Below are 20,845 nucleotides of genomic sequence, written 5' to 3'. Positions count from 1 at the left end.
TGCGTTCCAGTCCCGCGGTGCGGGTACCAGACGTACGAGTCGAGGATAGAGGGGTTTGTGGGCGGGGCGCCATCACCCCCCGCCGTGATCTACGCCTCCCCGCGTCTTCAGGCCAGATCTAGGCGGTCTGGTGCGTCAGCGGGTGGATTCCGATTCCAGGTTGGCCATGATGTCGGCCACCGATAGTCGGGCGGTGCCTTCGGTTTCGGCGCGGCGGCGTCGACGGGAGCTCGTGCCGACCGCTGGGGCCTTGTCGGGGCGGGCAGCCGGGGGCTGGGCCGGTTCCTGGTCGGGTGTGGCTGCCGGGGCGGGTTCGGCCGTGGCGACCGGTGCCGGGGCAGGCTCGGCGGCGGGCTCGGCGGGAGCCGGGGTCGACGAGTTGCCGTTGGTGGCGGGCTCGGGCGGGAGGACGGTGTCGGCCACCTTGCGGGTGTTCGGCGAGGACAGCCGAGGCGGGGGCGTCTTCCCCGATGACGTGGTCGGCGCGGCGGGCTGCGGCTCGGCGGGCTGCGGCTCGGCGGCCGCCTGCTGGGTCTCGGCGTACTCGTCCAGCTGGACGGCGGAGGTTTCCGCGGTGACCGGGTCGTCGTAGGGGTCGGCGAAATTGGCCGAAACCGGTTGCATGAAGACGGGTTTCAGTGCGCTGGGCGGTTGCTGCCACGGGCCGAACCAGGCGGCGGTGGCATCCTCGGGGCTAACGTCGAAATCGGTGTCGGGTTCGTCGAAGGCATTGAAGCCACCGGCGGGCAACGCGTCGATCCGCACCGCGTCGGCCTGCAGCGCAGGTTGCTCATCGGGCAGCGCGCCGTCGAAGAGAACCTGCAGATTCTGGCGCAGCAGGGTCAGCTCGGCGCGCAGCGCGGCGATTTCGGAGGAGTCGGCGCCGACTTCGGCACGCACCCTCGCCTCGACACCCATCTCGTACTCACGGCGCGCGTTGATCTCGCGCTCGAGCTGCAACTCGTACACCGTCTGCAGATCGCGCACCTTCGCCTTGTCGACGGCCGCGTCCTTGCGGTAGCGGGTGGCCGCGAGCGCGCCGATCACCGCTGCCCACAGGGCTGCTACCAGGCCGATCCTGACGTACTGGACGTTTTCGCTGAAGATCAGGAAAACACTGGCCGTCAGACCGAGCAGGATGAGGAAACCGACGAAAAATTTTCCCGCGTCGTCCCGCCGTCGTCGGGGCGCCGTGCTGCGGGAGGGTGAAACCATGAGGGCCAGGGTAGCCGGAATCGGCTGGTCGGCCCACCAAAGGTGGCGGTGATTCCATTCGCAAGTTGCTATGTAGTAGCGGGGTCGTCGTGCGGGTCCTCGGGTGCCCGGCAGCAATACTCCAGCCACAAAGCCGCAGCAACCAGGGTCGAACCGGCCAGCAGCCCGACTACCGCGCCCGGCGAATCGGCCTCGGCGGCGGTCACGGTGCCGCGCTGTGGGAAAACCCACAGCAAAAAACCCAGCCACACACCGGCGGCCAGCGAACCCACCTGCAAGGACGCCTTGGCCAATGCCACGCCCCTGGCGACGTTGATCGGGTGCATCTGGCCCGAGCCGTCGCCGATCTGCTCATCGGCGATCTTGGCCTTGATCGCGAAGCCGAGCGATGCCTCGATCGCGGCGACCGGCAGCAGCGAGGCGCCGGCGGCCACCGAGATCGACGGGAAGCTGGAATAGGCGAACCGGGTGGCGACCCAGGCGACCGCGGCGGCCACCACCACGTTCAGGGCGAGGTCGAGTACCCGGGTGGGTTTCAGCACGGGCGGGCGCTTTCGTCGCGCAGCACCAGATCGGTGACGACCACGCCGTCCTTCTCGGACCGGTCGAGTCCGGCGAGCAACTCCGCGATCGGACGGGCGACGCCGTCGACGAGCAGGTGCGCGGACGGTTCGACGGCCAGCCACGGGATCAGCACGAAGGCCCGGTTGTGGGCCTGCGGGTGCGGGAGGATCAGCGCGGGGTCGGTGGCGCGGGCGATCGCGGTGCCGGTGTCGTCGGTGCACTGGACCACGTCGACGTCGAGGGTGCGCGCGCCCCAGCGGATCTCGCGCACACGACCCGCCGACTGCTCGAGCTGCTGACCGAACCGCAGCCAGGCGTAGTCATCGAAGGCGGGATCTTGCGCTACGACAACAGCATTGAGGTAATCGTCTTGGTCGACGCCGCCCCACGGCGCGGTGCTGTACACCGGCGAGACCGCCACGACCCGCTCCCCCAGCGCGTGGAGCACGCTGCGCAGATGCGCGAGCCGATCGCCCAGATTCGAGCCGATCGAGAGCACCGCGCGAGTCATCGCCGCGACCCCGGCACCACCGTGCGATACCGGGTGGCCACCACGCGCACGTCGGCGAACGTGTGCGGGATCGGCGCCGACGGCTTGTGCACGACCACCTCCACCGCCTCGATCCGCGGGTCGGCCATCACGTCGTCGGCGATCTCGGAGACCACGGTCTCGATCAGATTGCGCGGCGGACCGGTCACGATGCGTACGGCGCGCTCGGCGAGCGCGCCGTAGTCGACCGTGTCGCGGAGGTCGTCGGACGCGGCGGCCGCGGCGAAATCGACCCATACCGTCAGATCGACGACGAACTCCTGGCCGTCACGACGCTCGAAATCGAACACACCGTGCCTGCCGAACGCGGTCAGCCCGAGCAGCTCGATCCGCGACGACGCGGACCTGCCAGCGGGCGGCGGCAGCAGGGGCAGGTTCATCGCTTGACTCCTCGGGCGGCGGTGGCACGGGCTTCGGTGGCTCGACGCCAGGCATCGACGACGGCGATGGCGTCCAGGGAGGCACGGACGTCGTGGACGCGCACACCCCAGGCGCCGTGGGTGGCGGCCAGGGCGGACAACGTCGCGGTGGCGGTTTCCCGGCCGTCAGGGGGCCGGGGGCCGGAATCGTCGGCGAGCAGGGCGCCGAGGAAGCGTTTGCGGGAAGCGCCGATCAGGATCGGGAAGCCGCCTGCCGCCAGTTCCGGCAGGGCGGCCAGGAGTTCCCAGTTGTGTTCGGCATTCTTGGCGAAACCGAGGCCGGGGTCGAGGATCAGCCGGTCCGGGGTCACCCCGGCGGCGACAGCCAGTTCGACCTGGGCGTCGAGTTCGGCGCGGACCTCGGCGACCACGTCGTCGTAGTGGTCGGCGGGGCCGGTGTGCCGGTAGTCGGCCCCTGCCCGCCAGTGCATGAGAATCCACGGCACACCGGCTTCGGCGACGACCTTCACCATGTTCGGGTCGGCGCGGCCGCCGGAGACGTCGTTGACCACCGAGACGCCTGCCTCGACCGCCGCCTCCGCGACCTCGGCCCGCATGGTGTCGACGCTGGTCGGCACGCCCGCGGCGACCAGCCCGCGGATCACCGGGGTGACGCGAGCGACCTCGGCGGCGGGATCGACCCGGTCGGCGCCCGGCCTGGTGGATTCACCACCCACATCGACGATGTCGGCGCCTGCCTCGTACAACTCGACACCGTGCGCGATCGCGAGTTCGGGATCGAGGTAGCGACCGCCGTCGGAGAAGGAATCAGCGGTCACGTTGACCACACCCATGACCACACACGAACGGTGGTCACGGGCGGTCACCAGTGGCTCGCTCATTTGCGTAGGATCAGGTCCAGCGCCTCGGATCGCGAGGCGGCATCGGTCTGCAGCTGGCCGCGCACCGCCGAGGTGGTGGTGCTGGCGCCCGGCTTGCGGATCCCCCTCATGGCCATGCACAGGTGCTCGGCCTCGATCACCACGATCGCGCCGCGCGGATCCAGCCTGCGCATCACCGCGTCGGCGATCTGGCTGGTCAGCCGCTCCTGGACCTGCGGGCGCTTGGCGTAGAGGTCGACGACGCGGGCCAGCTTCGACAGCCCCGTCACCCGGCCGTGTGAGCCGGGGATGTAGCCCACGTGCGCGACGCCGTGGAACGAGACCAGGTGATGCTCGCAGGTGGAGTACATCGGGATGTCGCGGACCAGCACGAGTTCCTGGTGGCCCTCGTCGAACGTGGTCGCCAGTACCGCGTCGGGCTCGGTGTAGAGCCCGGCGAACATCTCCCGGTAGGCGCGGGCCACCCGGGCAGGCGTATCGAGCAGACCTGGGCGGTCCGGATCCTCACCCACTGCGATCAGCAGCTCACGCACCGCGTTCTCAGCGCGCTGCTGATCGAATGGCAAACCGGTCGCCAGCGCCGTCAGCACCGACGGACTCGTAGCACCCAGCTCACCTGCCGGATCGAGATCCTGCTTGTTGGCCGACAACTTCTCCGCACCTCCGTGATATTTGCGGCTGGCGCCGCGGGTTCTCGGCCCTGTTCACCACGTCTGTCCTGGCGAGCACTTCCTTTTCGCACTGACCACCGTCAGCCGATCCGGGACGCACCGCTGAAATCCTTCAGTGCGGGCCGAGAACCTGTGTCGACGCCGGTAATCGTCCGGCATTCGACGTTCGAGCGTAGTTGGCCACCGGTCAGTGGCGGCCGTTCGGCCCTTCCCATTCCTTGTTCTCCGGATCGGCGTCACGCGCGGGCGGCTGCGGTTGGACGCCCCACGGCTGGAAGCCGTCGCCTGCGTGCCGCGGCTGCTGCTCGGGTCGACCCCAAGCACTGCCCTGATCCTGGGGCGATTGGGGTTGCTGCTGCGGCTGCTGAGGCTGCTGCTGCGGGGGCTGCTGCTGCTCGTCGCGCGGCGGCCAACCGGGAGCCGACCAACCTGCCGGTGCACCGTAATCGGGCCGCGAACCGTGCGTACCGGACTGCCGGGGGAACGCCTGGGTCGGCGCGGCGGGCAGCGGGTAACCGGCCGCGGGCGGTGCGGGCTGGCCGTAAGGCTGACCCTGGTACCCGTTGGGCTCGACCGGCGGCGCTCCGTTGGGCACCGGCACCGGAGCCGGCTGCACCGGCGGCCACGGCTCGCCGCGCTCCACGGCCAGCTCGCCCGGCGTCTTCACCGGCGGCTTGTCCGACGGGTGCCGGTCACCGAAATCGTTGAACGCGGTGATCCGCGGACGCTTCTCGACACCGGCCAGAACCGTCTCGAGATCCTTGCGGTGCAGCGTCTCGCGCTCGAGCAGCGCGGTGGCCAACGCGTCGAGCTGCTCGCGGTATTCGCTGAGGATGGACCACGCCTCGGTGTGCGCGGCCTCGATGAGGTTGCGCACCTCCTCGTCGATCTCGCGGGCGACCTCGTGCGAGTAGTCGGCCTGCACGCCCATCGAGCGGCCGAGGAACGGGTCGCCCTGCTCCTGGCCGTAGCGCACGGCACCGAGGCGGGCACTCATGCCGTACTCGGTGACCATGCCGCGAGCGATCTTGGTGGCCTGGTCGATATCGGAGGACGCGCCGGTGGTCGGCTCGTGGAACACCAGTTCCTCGGCCGCACGGCCACCCATCGCGAAGACCAGCCGCGAGATCATCTCCGAGCGGGTCATCAGGCCCTTGTCGTCCTCTGGCACCGTCATGGCGTGACCGCCGGTGCGGCCGCGCGCCAGGATGGTGACCTTGTAGACGGGCTCGATATCGGGCATCGCCCAGGCCGCCAGGGTGTGGCCGCCCTCGTGGTAGGCGGTGATCTTCTTCTCGTGCTCGCTGATGATGCGGCTCTTGCGACGCGGGCCGCCGATCACCCGGTCGACCGACTCCTCGAGCGATTCGCCGGTGATGACCGTGCCGTTCTCCCTGGCGGTGAGCAGCGCGGCCTCGTTGATGACGTTGGCCAGATCGGCGCCGGACATACCCACGGTGCGCTTGGCCAGACCCTCGAGGTCGGCGTCCTGCGAGATCGGCTTACCCGCCGAGTGCACCCGCAGGATCGCGCGGCGACCGGCCAGGTCGGGATTGCCGACCGGGATCTGCCGGTCGAACCGGCCCGGACGCAGCAGCGCGGGGTCGAGGATGTCGGGCCGGTTGGTGGCCGCGATCAGGATGATGTTGGAGCGATCGCCGAAGCCGTCCATCTCGACCAGGAGCTGGTTGAGGGTCTGCTCGCGCTCGTCGTGACCGCCGCCGAGGCCGGCACCGCGCTGGCGGCCGACCGCGTCGATCTCGTCGACGAAGATGATGCACGGACTGTTCTGCTTGGCCTGCTCGAACAGGTCGCGCACGCGGGAGGCGCCGACACCGACGAACATCTCGACGAAATCCGAACCGGAGATGGTGAAGAACGGCACCCCGGCCTCACCGGCGACGGCGCGGGCCAGCAGCGTCTTACCGGTTCCCGGCGGGCCGTAGAGCAGCACGCCCTTGGGGATCTTCGCGCCGAGTGCCTGGTAGCGGGCCGGATTCTGCAGGAAGTCCTTGATCTCGTAGAGCTCTTCGACGGCCTCGTCGGCACCGGCGACGTCGGAGAACGTGGTCTTCGGCATGTCCTTGGTCAGCAGCTTGGCCTTGGACTTTCCGAAGCCCATCATTCCGCCACGGCCACCGCCCTGCATGCGCGACATCACGAAGATGAACAGGCCGACCAACAGCACCATCGGCACGATGAACAGCAGCAGCTGGGAAAGCCAGCTCTCCTGCTTGACCACGGTGTCGTACGGCGCGCCGGACTTCTGCACAGCGTCGAGGACCTGCGCGGAGTTCTCCCCGCCACTGGGGTACTTGGCGACGATCTTGGAGTTGTTGCTCGTGGCCTCGTTGCCGTTGTTCAGTTCGATGCGGAGCTGTTGCTCCTTGTCATCGATCTGCACGTTCTTGACGTTCGCTTTGTCCTCGAGCTGGGTCAGCGCAACGGAAGTGTCGACACTCTCCCAACCGCGCGTGTCATCGCTGAGAAAGCTGAACAGCCAGATCATGAGCATGATGCCCGAGATGATCGCCAAGGTGCGAAACACTGTCTTGCGGTTCATAGAGCGTCGGCCGGACGGCCCAGTCCTTTCCGGTTATTACTCCGGGTGTGCTTGCGAAGCGTCGAGATCGGCGGGTTTCGGATGCGGACATGCCACGTTACCGCGTACGGTCTAGTTCGATACATCGCGCAGTTCGGCTGCTGGTGCAGTTGCACTGGTAAACGGCCGGAGAACGCAAGAGGTTCCCGAACGCTCCGACCGGGTTGTGGCAAGTGGCCACAATCATGTCATGCCCGCCTTATCGTGGGCGACGACACAACTACAGCGCAGGGGGTATAGACATCGTCGAGCTACGAACACCCACAGCGATTCTGCGCCACGGCGATGGACGGCTTGTCGTCCTCCGGCCGGGTACCGACGGCGAACGTGTTCTCGACGTTCCCATTGCCGACCTCCTCAAGGTGCGCCTCAATCGGCGCGCCGACGAAGCGGTGGTCATCGAAATCTATCTGCGTTATCCCACGGCGGTCCTCACCGGCGTTCCCGCCGACCGCACTCCCCTTCCGGTGCTCATCGCCGAGCACGACGTGCCTGCCGCCCTCGGCATCGTCGACCGGATCAACGACCAGATCATGACCACCCAGCGCATCGACGTGGCCGCGCCGGATCTCACCCCGCCCCCGCCCGAGTGGGGAAAGTCGGGCCCGACCCGCGCCGATGTCGAGCGCGCCGTGCGCCGGATGGCCCCGCGCAAGGACGCCCGTACGGCCGTCACCGCGCTGAATCGGTACGTCACCCCCGACGAATACGTTCTGGAAACGGCGATCGCCGTGGCCGCCCCGCCCGCGGGATCGGGTACCGGCCTGCTCGCGGCGACGACCTCTCGCGTGCTGTTCATCTCGATCGGCAGCAGCGGCGAACGCTATGCCTTCGAATTGGCGGTGGCCGCGATTCTCGGCGCCCGCACCATCGAGGGCACGCGCTCGGCGCCGGGCGAGGTCGATACGCGCCACGGCGGCTCGGGCATCGACATCAACGACGGCAATCGCACCCTGCATTTCGCGGGCGTGGATCGCGCCGACACCGAGCGGGTCACCTGCGCGGTGAACTTCGCCGTCCGCAGGCAGGCCGCCGACGGTGCCGCCGGCCCCGCCGATCCGGGCGTCAACCAGCTCTACGCGGAGTGGGAACTACTGGTCGAGCGGCATTCGCTCGGCATGGTCGACGACACGCAATTCCAGCGCTACGGCCGCGGGATACTTCGCAGCCTGTAGCCACCGGTGGTCGAACCGAATGCTCAATTCGGTTCGGCTGCTTCGGTTTCCGCCTTCTGCTCCGGCTCGTTGAGCTCGATACGGCGCCACGGGCTCGTCGGTCGGGTCCACAGGCGCACCAGTTCCATCCGCCGGTCGACGCCGCCGTTCTTCAACTCGGCGAGGTCCTCGGTGGCCTGCCAGTAGGTCCAGCCGGTGAGGTAGGCATCGCCGAATTGACGCCAGTTGCGGTAGCGGCGCTGCGCGGGCACCAGCGCGCGCATGCAGTATTCCCACGCCACATCGGCGTCGATATATCCCGCGGTGAACGCCATCCGGGCCACCGCGACCACGCGGGCCAGGTCCCAGGCGTGGATGTCGTTGGGTAGCGGGCGCGATAGGTGGTCGGTGAAGCCGATCTTGATGGCTTGGGCCCAGATGTCGTAGTCGCGGACCAGCGCCTCGGGGTTGTCCATCCCCCGAAACGAACCGACCTGACGCAGAAACGCGCGCTGCTTGTCGGCACGCTCACCGAAACGGTCGCGCTCGCTGGCATTGACCGAGGCCATCACCAGCGGATGCACCAGCGAATACAACGGTGCGTGCATGCCTTCGAGCAACTGCTCCATCGAGGCGCGGGCTTCGGTGCCGTCTGTGATGCCCCAGGCGCCGGTGAGGGTGTCGATGGCCAGTTCACGGCGGTCACCGAGCGGGTGCTCACGTTCGGGGCCGAGCAGCATGGCGTCGTGGAAGGCGTCCCAGCGCGTGGAGTAGAAGGCTCCGAGTGCGAGCGCGCGCAGTTCGTCGTCGCTCACCCCCGCGCCCGACCAGTGATCTTCTTCGCGCTCGTCTAGTTCCGGGTACGGAAAAGTGGTCAGCGCTGGTACTCCCCTGGCAGGCATGCGGCCGAGTCTAGTGCGGTGACCGCGATCACGGGCGGCCTGCGAATCTCACCTGCATTACGAGATTTTCAGATCGCCTCATTCTTCACCTGTCGTGTCATGCCGCACAGGTCTATGGTTCTGACATGTGTAGAAATATCACCGTCTTGCGTGGTCTGGAGCCTGCCGCCACCGAGCAGGAGATCTACGCTGCCGCCTTGCAATATGTGCGCAAAGTCGGCGGCATCTCCGGCCTGAGTAGCGCCACCAAACCCGCGGTCGACAAAGCTGTCGCGGCCATCGCCGCGGCTACCACGGAGTTGCTGGCGGAACTGCCCGATCGGCGAGTCCCGCCGCCTACCGAGCCACCGCTGCGCCGGATCGCGGCCCGCGAAAACGAGGTCAGCGAGACCTCGTAGGATCGGCGAACTCCATACTGCAACGTGTTCTAATTGACTCGAGCGGGCACGCCATTTCCTCTGGTCGCGCCGCGATAGTCGGTGGATCGAATTCAGCGGATGCACTAAGGAGAACGACCAATGAGCGAACTCGACAAGACCGCCGCGGTGATCGAAGTACACAATCCGGCGACGGGCGAACTCGCAGGCACCGTGCCGGTCACCACGCCGGACGAGGTGGCGGCCGCGGTGCGGGAGCTGCGTCTGTACCAGCCCGAGTGGGAGGCGATCGGGCCCGCCGGGCGTAAGAAGTGGCTGCTGAAAATGCAGGACTGGCTGATCGACAACACCGAGCACCTGGCCGCGGTGCTGCAGTCCGAGACCGCCAAGCCGCGCGTCGACGCGATCATCGATCCGGCGTTCGCGGTCGACATCCTCGGCTACTACGCGCGCCGGGCCGCCAAATTCCTCGCCGACGATCACCCGTCCCCGCACAGCCCGCTCGCGCGAGTGAAGACGCTGACGGTCGCCTATCGCCCGTATCCCGTGGTCGGGGTGATCACCCCGTGGAACTTCCCGCTCGCGATGCCCGCGATCGATGTGTTCCCCGCGCTGGCCGCCGGCGCCGCGGTGATCCTCAAGCCGTCGGAGGTGACACCGCTGTCGGCGGTGGAGTTGGCCCGAGGCTGGGCCGAGATCGGCGCGCCGCCGGTGTTCAAGGTGGTCACCGGCGCGGGCGCGACCGGCGCGGCCGTCGTCGAGAACACCGACTACATCCAGTTCACCGGCTCCACCGCGACCGGCCGCAAGATCGCGGCCGCCTGCGCGGAGCGGATGGTGCCCTACAGCCTCGAACTCGGCGGCAAGGACCCGGCGATCGTGCTCGCCGACGCCGACATCGACCGCGCCGCGCACGGCATCGCCTTCGGCGGCATGTTCAACGCCGGTCAGGTATGCATCTCGGTCGAGCGGGTCTACGTCGAGGCGCCGGTCTACGACGAGTTCGTCACGAAGCTGACCGCGGCGGTGGCCGCGCTGCGCCAGGGCGCCGACGGTCGCGAGTCGAGCAACGACGTCGGCGCGCTGGCCAACGAGAACCAGGTGCTGATCGTGCAGCGCCACGTCGACGACGCGATCGCCGCGGGCGCCCGGGCGACCACCGGCGGCAAACGCACCGGCGTCGGCACCTTCTTCGAGCCGACCGTGCTCGTCGATGTGGACCACTCGATGTCGTGCGTCGCCGAGGAGACCTTCGGCCCGACGCTGCCGGTGATGAAGGTGGCCGACGAGGCCGAGGCGATCCGGATGGCCAACGACTCGATCTACGGGCTCTCGGCGTCGGTCTGGACCGGCGACAAGGCACGCGGCGAACGCGTGGCCAGGCAGTTGAACACCGGCGCGGTGAACATCAACGACGTATTCGCGAACCTGTTCAATCCCGCGATGCCGATGGGCGGCTGGGGCCTGTCCGGCGTCGGCGCGCGCTGGGGCGGCGCGTCGGGCCTGCGGAAATACTGTCGCGCGCAGGCGATGACGAAGCCGAAGCTGCCGACCATGGGCAAGGAATTGTTCTGGTACCCGTACGACATGAACAAGCTGGTCTTCGCGGTCGCGGCGATGCGGGCCGCGGGTGCGCGTGGGATGCGCCGGATCGACCTGCCGACGGTGCTGCGCCTGAAGAAGAGCGACTAGCTGATTCCGGCTGCGACGCGCACTCGCGCGCAGCCGGATTCGTCGCGTCGAAACTTGTTTGTGAGCAACGTCACCTGCTGAGCCCTCCCCGCAACGCGCGCCGTGGTCAGCGGCACCTTTCGGGTTGCCCGACGGCGACACGTCGAGGCTTACATTCGGGCAACGAGTGTGAATGTCGCCGCATTATCGCTGGTCAGCCGCCCAACTTCGCCGCCGATCCGCTCTGTGATCGATCACAGTGAACAAAACGCAATCCGATGGTGCAGCTCACCATGTCAGGCCATATGCTGTGGATTACCAACCTGGTGACTGTTTTGATCCACTTCCGCGAACTTCCTTGCCCGTTTTGGCTGGATTTTCCCGACCGATTCTGATAGCAAGGTGCTATGGACCCGCATTTGCGCGATCTGCGGTATTTCGTCGCCGTCGCTGAGGAACTGCATTTCACCAACGCCGCGCAGCGGCTGCACATCGCTCAGCCGACGTTGTCACGCCAGATCCGTCAGCTCGAACGCCAGCTCGACGTGGTCCTGTTCGACCGCAACCAGCGCAGTGTCGCCCTGACCGTCGCCGGTAAGGAACTCCTCGAAGGCGCCCGCAAGATCCTCGAGCTGTGGGAGGTGACCAACGTGTCCCTCCAGGAAGCAGGCGAGGTGCTGCGCGTCGGTATCCAGTCCGCGCTCGGCCGCGGCCTGCTCAACGACCTCGAGAGCGCGAGCGGGCACCGTCTCGCCCTGCACGCGGCGTCGTGGAACGACCCGTCCAGCGGTCTGGCCGGTCGACAGGCCGACCTGTCGCTGGTCTGGCTGCCGCTGCCCGACCCCAACCGTTATCGCTGGCAGGTGCTGCGCACCGAGCCGCGCTGGGTGCTGCTGCCCGAGTCGCACCCCCTGGCCGAGCAGGAAAGCATCGAGTTCGCCGATCTGCTCGACGAGTCCTTCGTCGCGCTGCCCACCGAAGCGGGCGCGGTCCGCGACTTCTGGCTCGGCAACGACGCCCGTGGCGGCAAGGCGGCCAAGATCGGCGCCGAGGCGGCCACCCCCGAGGACAAGCTCGAGGCCGTGAGCCTCGGCCTCGGTGTGTGCCTGCTGGCCGAGAACAATGTGCCGATGTACCGCTGGCCCGGGCTCACCGCGCGTCCGGTCGCCGGTCTCACCCCGTGTGAGCTGGCGGTGGCGTGGCGGGCCGACGACACTCGCCCGACCATTCTGGAATTCGCCGGTCGCGCTGTCGACGGGGGCTTCTCCGAGCCGACACCGCAGCCACAGCCGATCGCGGTCTAGTTCGACAGTTCCAGTTGGGCGGCGAGGCCGAGCAAGGTGGCCTCGCTGCCCGGCGGACCGATCAGTTGCGCGGCCAACGGAGTATGCGCCTCGGGGTGAGTGCCCATCGGCAGTGACGCCGCGGGCCAGCCGAGCAGATTCCACAGTCCGGTGAACGGTGCGTAGCGCACCGAGGACACGACATTCGCGACCCAACCGCGCCCGCTCCACTGTCTGGCCTTCGGCGGCGGCGCGGCGAGTGTCGGCGTGATCACCACGTCGAAGTCTTCGAAGAATTCGAGCAGTCTGGCTTCGGTCCGGTCGATCTGGCTGGGACGGACCAGACCGAGACGCCGGATCACTCTGCCGAGCGCCAGATGACGTCGGGTCCGTTGCTGGAGTAGTTCGGGCTTCGGGAGCGCGTCGGCGTCGCCGAGACCCGCGCTCGGCCAGCGCAGCAGCATCAACAGCGCCGCATCGCCGTAAGGCAGCTCGACCGGTTGCACCTCGTGCCCGGCCACTGCCGCGCGCGCACCCGCGGTGCGCGCCGCCGCCGTCCAATGCCGATCCATGCGGACCAGTCGCGACGGCGGGGCCACGGCCAGTCCGATGCGTAGTCGCTGCGGTTTGCGTAGTTCGGCCAGGTCAGAGCGGCCCGCCAACACCGAAAGCGCCAGCGCCGCGTCCGACACCGTTGTCGCGAGGACGCCGTTCTCGGCGAGTCCGGCCCAGGAATCGGCGCCGATCTGCGAGGGCACGACGTGTCTACCCGGCTTGATTCCGAACACTCCGCACGCCGCGGCAGGCACCCGGATCGAGCCGAGGCCGTCGTTGCCGTGCGCGATCGGGACGAGTCCGGCGGCCACCGCGGCGGCCGCGCCACCCGAGGATCCACCCGTTGACCGGCCGACATCGCGTGGATTGCGCGTGACACTCCCTTCGGAATCGGTAGTCGCCCACAAACCGAGTTCCGGCATGGCCGTCAACCCGACGACGATCGCGCCCGCGGCCCGCAACCTGGCCACCACCGGGTGATCGGCGTCGGCCGGTTCGGCGGAGGTGGCCGCCGAGCCCGCGCGGGTCGGCTCTCCCGCCACCGCGATGTTCTGCTTCACCGCCACCGGCACACCGGCCAGCGGTAGTTCGTCGAGATCTAGTCTGGCGGCCAGTTCTCGCGCTTCGGCTCTTGCCCGCTCGGCTCGCACCACCGTGAACGCGTTGATCTTGCGATTCTCCGAGGCGATGCGTGCCAGCGCGTCGGCGGTGACGTCGGCGGGCGTGATGGTGCCCGCGCGAACCCGGGCAGCCAGTGCTGCCGCAGGGCCGCCGATGGGGTATTCGTCGGCGGGGCGGGACGAGTCCATCGTCACCTCAGCGTCCGTTACGCCGTCGTCGTCGACGGACTCCCATGCTACCGCTGTGAGGTCTTCGTTCATCTGCGGATTCGCCCCCGTCGCATGGTCGTCGAAATTCGGGTGATCAGCTCTAGAGGCGCAAGTTATCATTTCTAGTACAGCTCTCCGGCGATGGCGGCGGGTGTGGCGGAATGAATTTCGCACCGATCCGCGCGAACACTTAGGTCGGGTGATGAGCGATAACACCGCAAGCGGGCAACAACCCGACGCGACGCCCGGTCGGGCCGCTGATGTGCGCGTCGACATGGTCGAGGCGTTCGCCGCCGCGTGGGGCACGGCCGCCGAGCACCCGCCCGAGATCGCCGAGTTCCTTCCCGACGCGGCCACCTTGCGCGCGCAGGCGCTGCACGAACTGATCCGGGTCGACCTGCGCCACCGCTGGCTGCATCACACGGGCTCCGACATCGCCCGCAAGCGACTGATCAACTACTGCGCCGAGTTCCCCGAACTCGATCGGGCATCGCTGCCCGCCGGGCTGGTGTTCGAGGAATTCGTCATCCGCAGGCACAGCGGCGAGCGCGTGGATCCGCGCGATTGCCTGCGCGAATACCCCGAGCAGGCGGCCAGTCTGCGCGGCCTGCTCAACACCGAGGAACTCGACCAGAGCACCCATCGGGCCGACGATCTCGACGCGACGATGAACCAAACGCTGGACTCGACCCGTAGTACCCAGATGACCAGCCCGGAGCTCGACCTCACCGCGACCGCCACCTCGGCCGCGACGTCGTCGACGGACGCACTCTCGAATCCCGGCGCGTTCGAGCCGCTCGACCGCATCGAAATCGGCCAGCGCATCGGCGATTTCGAGCTGCTCACCGGGCTCGGTTCCGGTGCGTTCGCGCGCGTCTTCCTGGCCAGGCAGACGTCGATGCAGCGTCTGGTCGCGGTGAAGATCTCCGCCGACCGCGGCACCGAGCCGCAGACGCTGGCCCAGCTCGACCACGACTACATCGTGCGCGTGTTCGACCAGCAACTGATGGACACCGACTCGGCGCCCTCGGGTTCGCGTCGCCTCCGTCTGCTCTACATGCAGTTCCTGCCCGGCGGAACCCTGCTCGGCCTGCTGCGCTGGGTCCGCGCGACCCCACCCGCCGAACGCAGCGGCAAACTGCTGCTCGACGCGGTGGACGCCGCCATGGAGGAGAAGGGCGAGATCCGCCCGACCGATTCGAGCGTGCGCTCCGAGATCGCCGCCCTGAGCTGGCCGGAAACGGTGGCCTGGCTGGGCAGGCGGGTGGCCGAGGCGCTCGACTACGCGTCCTCGCACGGTGTGCTGCACCGTGATGTGAAACCGGCGAATGTGCTGCTCACCGCCGAGGGCGTCCCCAAGCTCGCCGACTTCAACATCAGCTTCAGTCGCACCGTCGAGGGCACCAGCCCGGTGGCCTACTTCGGCGGTTCGCTGTCGTACATGTCGCCCGAACAGCTCGAGGCCTGCCACCCCGGCCTCGGCCGCACCGCCGCCGACCTCGACACCCGCAGCGATATCTTCTCCCTTGGCGTGGTCCTGTGGGAACTGCTGACCGGCGCGAAGCCCTTCGACGACAGCACCGCCGCCGCCGAGGGTCGTGGCGACGAAACCACACTCGAAGCGATGCTCGAACGCCGTACCGTCGGCGTCGACCAGGCCGCGCTCGACCGGGTTCCGACGAACTGTCCCACTGCGCTGCGACGGGTCCTGCTGACCTGCCTCGATCCGGACAGGTCGCGTCGCTGGGCCGAGGGTGGAGTACTGGCCAAGCAGTTCGACCTGTGCCTGGACGCGCGCGCCCGCGACCTCGTCGACCCGCCGCCGAACAGCTGGCGGATGCTGTGGCGCAAATGGCCCTTGCTGGTGATGGTCCTGGCGATCGGCATCCCCAACGCATTGGCCTCCTGGTACAACATCCAGCACAACCAGACCCTGGTGGTGAGTCGGCTCAACGAGACCGCCCAGCAATCGTTCGTCGTGATCACCGCGGGCGTGAACCTGGTCTTCTTCCCACTGGGCGCCGCGGTGCTCATCTACCTCGCCCGTTTCGTGCTCTCCGTGCCGCGCGGCCTTCGCCACGGCCGCCGCTACGACCCGCCGACCCTGCGCCGCACCAGACACGACACCTTGCGCATGGGCGATCGGGTCGTGATCGTCGCGTTCTCGCTGTGGGCGATCTCGGGACTCACCTTCCCCATCGCCCTGCAATTGGCCGCGGGTGACGTCCCCGGCCATGCCGTGGTCCACTTCCTCGCGTCCCTGCTGGTCTGCGGCGCGATAGCCGTCGCCTACCCGTTCTTCCTGGTGACGTTCTACCTGGTCCGCTGCATCTACCCGATCTTCCTCAAGCACGGCGAAACCAGCACCGACGACGGCGCCTGGCTGCGCGCGCTGAGCCGCCGCTGCACCTGGTATCTAGCGGTGGCGGCCTCGGTCCCCCTGCTCGCCGTAGCCGGTGTCACCTTCCTCCCGCCCAGCGATATCCCGGCCGTGATCGTCGCCGTCCGGGTCCTCTGCGTCGGCGGCATCTTCGCCTTCATCGCCTCCTACCTGATGTTCCGAGCACTCGAAGCCGACTTGAAGGCGCTGGAACGCGTAGTCAGCTGAGGCTGCCCGGCGCGGATGAACTTCCGCGCGCCCGCGTCCGTATCCCCCGTCGTGAGCTCGACAGTGATCACCGAGGCGACCCGCCCCTCGCTCGACCGCACCGCCACCATGCACCCCACCGTTCGTCGCGGGCTCGACCGGTTCGAGGTGGGCGCGCGAATAGGCGACTTCGAGCTGCTCACCGAGCTCGGTTCAGGGGCGTTCGCCCGGGTCTTCCTCGCCCGACAACGCTCGATGCAGCGCTTGGTCGCGGTGAAGATCTCCGCCGACAGCGGCACCGAGCCACAAACCCTGGCCCAGCTCGATCACGACTACATCGTGCGAGTCTTCGATCAGCTGGTGCTCGATCCGGCCGACGGCTCACCCCGCCTCCGCCTGCTGTACATGCAATTCCTGCCCGGCGGCACCCTGCTCGGCCTGCTGCGCTGGGTGCGCGCGACCCCACCCGCCGAACGCAGCGGCCGACTCCTGCTCGACGCGATCGACGCGGCGATGACGGAGAAGGGCGAAATCCGTCCGGCGGATTCGAGCGTGCGCCGCGAGATCGCCGCCCTCAGCTGGCCCGACACCGTGGCCTGGCTGGGTCGACGGCTGGCCGCCGCGCTGGATCACGCCGCCGACCGGGGTGTGCTCCACCGTGATGTGAAGCCGGCGAACGTCCTGCTCACGGCCGAGGGAGTGCCCAAGCTCGCCGATTTCAACATCAGCTTCAGCGAGAGCGCGGGTACCAGCCCGCTCTCGTATTTCGGCGGGTCGCTGGCGTACATGTCGCCCGAACAGCTGGAGGCCAGCCACCCCGGCCACGACCGTAGCGCAGCCGACCTCGAAGCCCGCTCCGATCTCTTCTCGCTGGGCGTGCTGCTGTGGGAATTGCTTACCGGCACAAAACCATTCGACGACACCGGTGCCGACGACCCGGCCTGGGGCGATCAGACCAGGCTCGAAGCAATGCTCACCTCACGCAGCGCGGGCGTGAGTTCTTCTGCGCTACAACAACTCCCACCGGATTGTCCGCCTGCGCTTCGCCGGGTGTTGCTTCGTTGCCTCGAGCCGGACCGAACCGACCGCTGGCCCGACGGAGACGTTCTCGCTACACAGTTCGACCTGTGCCAGGATGCGCACGCTCGCGATCTAGTAGATCCACCACCGAATAGTTGGCGAATCAGATTGCGGCCGTTCCTGTTTCCCATAATGGCTTTGTCAATCGCCATCCCCAACTTGCTGGCTGCGCTCTATAACGCACAGTTGAATACCGCATTGATCGTCGACCGGCTCGATCCGAGCACCCGTGGCACGTTGCTGAGAGTCGCAGGTGTCACGAACGTGGTGTTCTTCGCTTTCGGCGCCGCAATCTTGATCTACCTGGCCAGACGACTCCTGATTGCCCCCCGGCGGCTGCGTTCGGGCAGGGGCTACCATTCGCTCGACCGCGCCCGCCGAGATTCCTTGCGCCTGGGCAACCAGGCTGTCGCGATAGCCTTCGTCCTGTGGCTGTCGGCGGCCGCCGTATTCGCGGCGACAATCGGGCTCGCAGGCAACGGTCTGACTATCCGGACCGCGGTTCACTTCGGGCTCGCGGCGGCGATCTGCGCGGCCATTGCGATGACCTACCCGTTCTTCCTGATCACGCTCTATCTCACGCGCTGCATATACCCGTTGTTTCCACACCACGGTGGGGACTTCCGCAGCGACGTGCGGGCGCTGACAGGTCTGATCGTCCACTGTCACCGGTACTTGATCGCTGCGGCGTCCATCCCGCTCGTCGCGGGTATCGGAGCGACATTCTTGCCGGTCGAAGACCTACGAACGACCACCACCCCACTCCGCGCTATCTGCGTGGGCGGGGTGATCGGGTTCGTCGTGTCCTACGTGCTGTTCCGAATCATCGAAGCCGACATCCGCGCCTTGCTGCGGGTGGTCGGCTCGCGGACAACAGACTAGGAGTAGACGGCCGGGTTGAGGGTGCCGATGTAGGGCAGGTCGCGGTAGCGCTCGGCGTAATCGAGGCCGTAGCCGACGACGAATTCGTTGGGGATGTCGAAGCCCACGTGGGCGACGTCGACAGGGGTACGCAAGGCGTCGGGCTTGCGGAGTAGGGTGACTACTTCCAGCGAGGCCGGGTTGCGGGTGGACAGGTTGCGCTTGAGCCAGGACAGGGTCAGACCCGAGTCGATGATGTCCTCGACGATCAGGACGTTGCGGCCCGCGATGTCCTTGTCCAGGTCCTTCATGATGCGCACGACGCCCGAGGACGAGGTGGACGAACCGTAGGACGACACGGCCATGAATTCGAGCTGGGTGGGAATCGACAGCGCCCTGGCGAAGTCGGTCATGAAGAAGATCGCGCCCTTGAGGACGCAGATCAGCAGGAGGTCACCTTCGGGGGAATCGGGCGGGTATCGCTTGGCGACGAGTTCGGCCAATTCCTCGATCTTGGCTTTGATCTCGTCTTCGGTGATCAGCACCGATGCGATGTCGTCTCCGTACACGGAAGTGGGTGTCCCTTCGTGGCATCAAATGCGCGGCTGTGCTCGCACCGCCAGCGTGCCATGTTCGCGCGTCACGACCAACCTGTGGTCCCTGGACCCGCCTCCCACAGCCACCCCGCCCTGCCCGCGCCAGTTGCTCACCAGCTCGTCGATCGCCTGCAAATGCGCATTCATGAGCCCGGTGACGCCTTGATCGGCGAGCCAGGCGCGCACGGCCCGGCGACGCAGTGCGGGCGGCGCAGTGGCCAGGATCTCGATCGAGACCGTGGGTCGATCGTTGTCGCCGGTGCCACTGCCGTGCGAGCGCGCCGTCCGCAGCAGTTCGTCGGCGTAGACATCGAGGACCGCCCCGTCCTCCCGGAGTTGATCGGCGGTGCGAACCAGCGCCTTGGCCACGCCACCGCCGAGCACCTGCTCGAGCAGCGGGAGCACTTCGTTGCGGACTCGCACTCGCGTGTATCTGAGGTCCGCGTTGTGCGGGTCGTCCCACGGTTCGATCTCCAGATCCGCACACATCCGCACCGTCTGGGCCCGCCGCACCCCGAGCAACGGCCGCCCCCACGGGGGTTTCCACGCCACCATCCCCTGAATCGACCGCCCACCGGACCCGCGCGCCAGCCCGAGCAACACGGTCTCGGCCTGATCATCGAGCGTGTGCCCGAGCAAGACCGGCCGCCCCGCGCGCACCGACTCCAGCGCCTCGTACCGAGCCGCTCGCGCGGCCGCCTCTACCCCACCCTCGCGCCCCACCTCGACCGGAACGACCACCGCCGACGCACACCCGAGCGCACGCGCCCGCTCAGCCGCCCGCTCCGCGACCTCCGCCGAACCGTCCTGCAACCGATGATCGACCACGACGGCCGTCACTTCACCGGCCTCGACGACAGCGGCGGCCACCAAGGCCAGCGAATCGGCCCCGCCCGACAACCCGACGACCACCGGCCTGCGCCCGCCCTGCGCGTGGACCCACTCCCGCACCCCCTGCCGCACAGCGAGGACCGCCGCCGTCTCCGGCAGCCGGATACTGCCCGATTCCGTCATCTACCCCAGCACCCGGCGAATCCACCGCTCGGGCTCGTCGACCTCGTCCAGCAGCGGCAGCGTGTCCGCGTTCGTCCACACCGTGTTGAACTCCGCGACCCCCACCCGTTCGACCACCGCGTCCACGAACTTCTTGCCTCGTACGTACTGCGCGACCTTCGCGTCCACCCCGAGCAGCGCCCGCAGCAGCCGCTGAACCGGATTCGACGGCCGCTGCCTGCGCCGATCGAAGGCTGCCCGGATATCGGCGACAGTGGGCACCACCGCGGGCCCGACGGCGTCCATCACATGATCCGCGTGCCCCTCGAGCAGTGTGCCGAGCATCAACAGCCGATCCAGCGCCTCGCGCTGCGGCGGCGCCTGGGCCGCACGCAACAGCCCGACCACGCCACGGCTGTTCGGATCGTCGGCATTGTCACCGTTGCGCCGCGACCGCACCTCGCCGACCAACCGGGTGAGCAGCTCGCTCATCGGTTCCTCGCCGACCTCACTCAAGATGTCGACGTTGGTGCGCATGTACCCGCCCAACCAGGGCGCCGACGAGAACTGCACCCGGTGCGTCACCTCGTGCAGGCACACCCACAACCGGAAGTCGCTCGGATCGACGCCCAGCGCCCGCTCGACGCCGAGAATATTGGGCGCGACCAGCAACAATGTGCCGTCCTCGCCGGTGAACGGGTCGTACTGCCCGAGAATCGCGGTGGACAGGAACGCCAGCATGGTCCCGGCCTGGACGCCCGCGGGCTTTCCGACGAACTTGCCGCGGTCCGTGAATTCGGTGCCGGTGAGCACCGCCATCGAATCAGCGGCCGCGGCGATCCAGCCCGGCCGGTCGACGATCCGCGCCTCGGGTACCGGCCGATCGTCGAGCAACCCGCTGACCTCACGGACCGGCAGTTCTGCCAGCACCGAGGCCGACGCCAGCTCGGCGACGACCTGTTCCGCCGTGGCCCTGGACGCGCGCGGCCCGGAGGGCGCCAGCAGCGCCCCGGTGCGCGCGGCCAACGGCCAATCCACCGCTCCGCTGAAGCCGGAACTCTTGCGCTCGGTCTTGTCGGTCATAAACCACCCG

18 protein-coding genes are annotated in these 20,845 nt (G+C 68.1%); 6 read left to right on the top strand and 12 right to left on the bottom strand.

Annotation, left to right across the window (positions count from 1 at the left end):
* Positions 1 to 135: 135 nt before the first annotated feature.
* From IBJ82_RS09530 to ftsH, 7 genes are all read right to left on the bottom strand, one after another.
* Positions 136 to 1,215, bottom strand: a complete 1,080-nt coding sequence (locus tag IBJ82_RS09530; protein ID WP_194825579.1) for a DUF6779 domain-containing protein — start codon at positions 1,213 to 1,215, stop codon at positions 136 to 138.
* Between the two features lie 68 nt (positions 1,216 to 1,283).
* The gene (locus IBJ82_RS09525) at positions 1,284 to 1,757 is read right to left on the bottom strand and encodes a DUF3180 domain-containing protein (protein ID WP_194825578.1); all 474 of its coding nucleotides are present in this window, start codon (positions 1,755 to 1,757) and stop codon (positions 1,284 to 1,286) included.
* Positions 1,751 to 2,290: a 2-amino-4-hydroxy-6-hydroxymethyldihydropteridine diphosphokinase gene (gene folK / locus IBJ82_RS09520; RefSeq protein WP_194825577.1), complete on the bottom strand. Its 540-nt coding sequence runs from the start codon at positions 2,288 to 2,290 to the stop codon at positions 1,751 to 1,753. The genes IBJ82_RS09525 and folK overlap by 7 nt, the downstream gene beginning before the upstream one ends.
* A complete protein-coding gene (gene folB, locus IBJ82_RS09515) occupies positions 2,287 to 2,709 on the bottom strand; it encodes a dihydroneopterin aldolase (RefSeq protein WP_194825576.1) in 423 nt (140 codons plus the stop codon). Before folB ends, folK begins: the two co-directional genes overlap by 4 nt.
* A complete protein-coding gene (folP, locus tag IBJ82_RS09510; protein ID WP_194825575.1) occupies positions 2,706 to 3,590 on the bottom strand; it encodes a dihydropteroate synthase in 885 nt (294 codons plus the stop codon). Before folP ends, folB begins: the two co-directional genes overlap by 4 nt.
* Positions 3,587 to 4,201: a GTP cyclohydrolase I FolE gene (gene folE, locus IBJ82_RS09505; RefSeq protein ID WP_194826192.1), complete on the bottom strand. Its 615-nt coding sequence runs from the start codon at positions 4,199 to 4,201 to the stop codon at positions 3,587 to 3,589. Before folE ends, folP begins: the two co-directional genes overlap by 4 nt.
* Before the next feature lie 247 nt (positions 4,202 to 4,448).
* Positions 4,449 to 6,824 carry an ATP-dependent zinc metalloprotease FtsH gene (ftsH, locus tag IBJ82_RS09500; protein ID WP_194825574.1) on the bottom strand — a complete coding sequence of 792 codons (2,376 nt, stop codon included), beginning with the start codon at positions 6,822 to 6,824 and terminating at the stop codon, positions 4,449 to 4,451.
* A gap of 401 nt (positions 6,825 to 7,225) precedes the next feature.
* On the opposite strand from ftsH, the gene IBJ82_RS09495 reads away from it, so the two are divergent.
* Positions 7,226 to 8,038, top strand: coding sequence for a hypothetical protein (locus tag IBJ82_RS09495; protein WP_370585239.1), 813 nt, complete (start codon positions 7,226 to 7,228; stop codon positions 8,036 to 8,038).
* 23 nt (positions 8,039 to 8,061) lie between these two features.
* On the opposite strand, the gene IBJ82_RS09490 is transcribed toward IBJ82_RS09495, so the two are convergent.
* Positions 8,062 to 8,919 carry a DUF1266 domain-containing protein gene (locus tag IBJ82_RS09490; protein WP_062991379.1) on the bottom strand — a complete coding sequence of 286 codons (858 nt, stop codon included), beginning with the start codon at positions 8,917 to 8,919 and terminating at the stop codon, positions 8,062 to 8,064.
* A gap of 125 nt (positions 8,920 to 9,044) precedes the next feature.
* Between IBJ82_RS09490 and IBJ82_RS09485 the strand changes: the two genes are divergently transcribed.
* The 3 genes from IBJ82_RS09485 (at position 9,045) to IBJ82_RS09475 (ending at position 12,271) form a co-directional block, all read left to right on the top strand.
* Positions 9,045 to 9,317 (top strand): DUF2277 domain-containing protein, encoded by a 273-nt coding sequence (locus IBJ82_RS09485; RefSeq protein ID WP_194825573.1) that lies wholly within the window; start codon positions 9,045 to 9,047, stop codon positions 9,315 to 9,317.
* Between the two features lie 120 nt (positions 9,318 to 9,437).
* The gene (locus tag IBJ82_RS09480) at positions 9,438 to 10,988 is read left to right on the top strand and encodes an aldehyde dehydrogenase family protein (protein WP_194825572.1); all 1,551 of its coding nucleotides are present in this window, start codon (positions 9,438 to 9,440) and stop codon (positions 10,986 to 10,988) included.
* A 386-nt stretch (positions 10,989 to 11,374) separates the two neighbouring features.
* Positions 11,375 to 12,271 carry a LysR family transcriptional regulator gene (locus IBJ82_RS09475; protein ID WP_194825571.1) on the top strand — a complete coding sequence of 299 codons (897 nt, stop codon included), beginning with the start codon at positions 11,375 to 11,377 and terminating at the stop codon, positions 12,269 to 12,271.
* Here IBJ82_RS09475 and IBJ82_RS09470 read toward each other — a convergent pair.
* A complete protein-coding gene (locus IBJ82_RS09470; protein ID WP_370585295.1) occupies positions 12,268 to 13,614 on the bottom strand; it encodes an amidase in 1,347 nt (448 codons plus the stop codon). The two genes, IBJ82_RS09475 and IBJ82_RS09470, sit on opposite strands and share 4 nt — an antisense overlap.
* A 223-nt stretch (positions 13,615 to 13,837) precedes the next feature.
* Between IBJ82_RS09470 and IBJ82_RS09465 the strand changes: the two genes are divergently transcribed.
* Positions 13,838 to 16,243: a protein kinase gene (locus IBJ82_RS09465; RefSeq protein WP_194825569.1), complete on the top strand. Its 2,406-nt coding sequence runs from the start codon at positions 13,838 to 13,840 to the stop codon at positions 16,241 to 16,243.
* A gap of 51 nt (positions 16,244 to 16,294) precedes the next feature.
* Positions 16,295 to 18,184, top strand: coding sequence for a serine/threonine-protein kinase (locus tag IBJ82_RS09460; RefSeq protein WP_370585238.1), 1,890 nt, complete (start codon positions 16,295 to 16,297; stop codon positions 18,182 to 18,184).
* On the opposite strand, the gene hpt is transcribed toward IBJ82_RS09460, so the two are convergent.
* Genes hpt through IBJ82_RS09445 form a run of 3 tightly spaced genes read right to left on the bottom strand, consistent with a single transcriptional unit; the run spans position 18,181 to position 20,835 of the window.
* Positions 18,181 to 18,732 carry a hypoxanthine phosphoribosyltransferase gene (hpt, locus tag IBJ82_RS09455; protein ID WP_056819061.1) on the bottom strand — a complete coding sequence of 184 codons (552 nt, stop codon included), beginning with the start codon at positions 18,730 to 18,732 and terminating at the stop codon, positions 18,181 to 18,183. The two genes, IBJ82_RS09460 and hpt, sit on opposite strands and share 4 nt — an antisense overlap.
* 24 nt (positions 18,733 to 18,756) lie before the next feature.
* Positions 18,757 to 19,773, bottom strand: a complete 1,017-nt coding sequence (gene tilS / locus IBJ82_RS09450; RefSeq protein ID WP_194825567.1) for a tRNA lysidine(34) synthetase TilS — start codon at positions 19,771 to 19,773, stop codon at positions 18,757 to 18,759.
* Positions 19,774 to 20,835, bottom strand: coding sequence for a zinc-dependent metalloprotease (locus IBJ82_RS09445; protein ID WP_194825566.1), 1,062 nt, complete (start codon positions 20,833 to 20,835; stop codon positions 19,774 to 19,776).
* Positions 20,836 to 20,845: the final 10 nt, after the last annotated feature.

This window comes from Nocardia sp. XZ_19_231 (assembly GCF_015355705.1).
In the GTDB taxonomy this organism is placed as follows: Bacteria; Actinomycetota; Actinomycetes; order Mycobacteriales; family Mycobacteriaceae; genus Nocardia; species Nocardia salmonicida.
This window is presented reverse-complemented; position numbering and strand designations above follow the sequence as displayed.

What these genes read in the sequence shown, in the direction of transcription:
- folP (WP_194825575.1), bottom strand. Translation starts at nt 3,590, where the DNA reads ATGAGCGAGCCACTGGTGACCGCCCGTGACCACCGTTCGTGTGTGGTC.
- IBJ82_RS09485 (WP_194825573.1), top strand. Translation starts at nt 9,045, where the DNA reads ATGTGTAGAAATATCACCGTCTTGCGTGGTCTGGAGCCTGCCGCCACC.
- IBJ82_RS09475 (WP_194825571.1), top strand. Translation starts at nt 11,375, where the DNA reads ATGGACCCGCATTTGCGCGATCTGCGGTATTTCGTCGCCGTCGCTGAG.
- tilS (WP_194825567.1), bottom strand. Translation starts at nt 19,773, where the DNA reads ATGACGGAATCGGGCAGTATCCGGCTGCCGGAGACGGCGGCGGTCCTC.
- IBJ82_RS09470 (WP_370585295.1), bottom strand. Translation starts at nt 13,614, where the DNA reads ATGGACTCGTCCCGCCCCGCCGACGAATACCCCATCGGCGGCCCTGCG.
- IBJ82_RS09490 (WP_062991379.1), bottom strand. Translation starts at nt 8,919, where the DNA reads ATGCCTGCCAGGGGAGTACCAGCGCTGACCACTTTTCCGTACCCGGAA.
- ftsH (WP_194825574.1), bottom strand. Translation starts at nt 6,824, where the DNA reads ATGAACCGCAAGACAGTGTTTCGCACCTTGGCGATCATCTCGGGCATC.
- IBJ82_RS09445 (WP_194825566.1), bottom strand. Translation starts at nt 20,835, where the DNA reads ATGACCGACAAGACCGAGCGCAAGAGTTCCGGCTTCAGCGGAGCGGTG.
- IBJ82_RS09530 (WP_194825579.1), bottom strand. Translation starts at nt 1,215, where the DNA reads ATGGTTTCACCCTCCCGCAGCACGGCGCCCCGACGACGGCGGGACGAC.
- IBJ82_RS09465 (WP_194825569.1), top strand. Translation starts at nt 13,838, where the DNA reads ATGAGCGATAACACCGCAAGCGGGCAACAACCCGACGCGACGCCCGGT.
- folK (WP_194825577.1), bottom strand. Translation starts at nt 2,290, where the DNA reads ATGACTCGCGCGGTGCTCTCGATCGGCTCGAATCTGGGCGATCGGCTC.
- IBJ82_RS09480 (WP_194825572.1), top strand. Translation starts at nt 9,438, where the DNA reads ATGAGCGAACTCGACAAGACCGCCGCGGTGATCGAAGTACACAATCCG.
- folB (WP_194825576.1), bottom strand. Translation starts at nt 2,709, where the DNA reads ATGAACCTGCCCCTGCTGCCGCCGCCCGCTGGCAGGTCCGCGTCGTCG.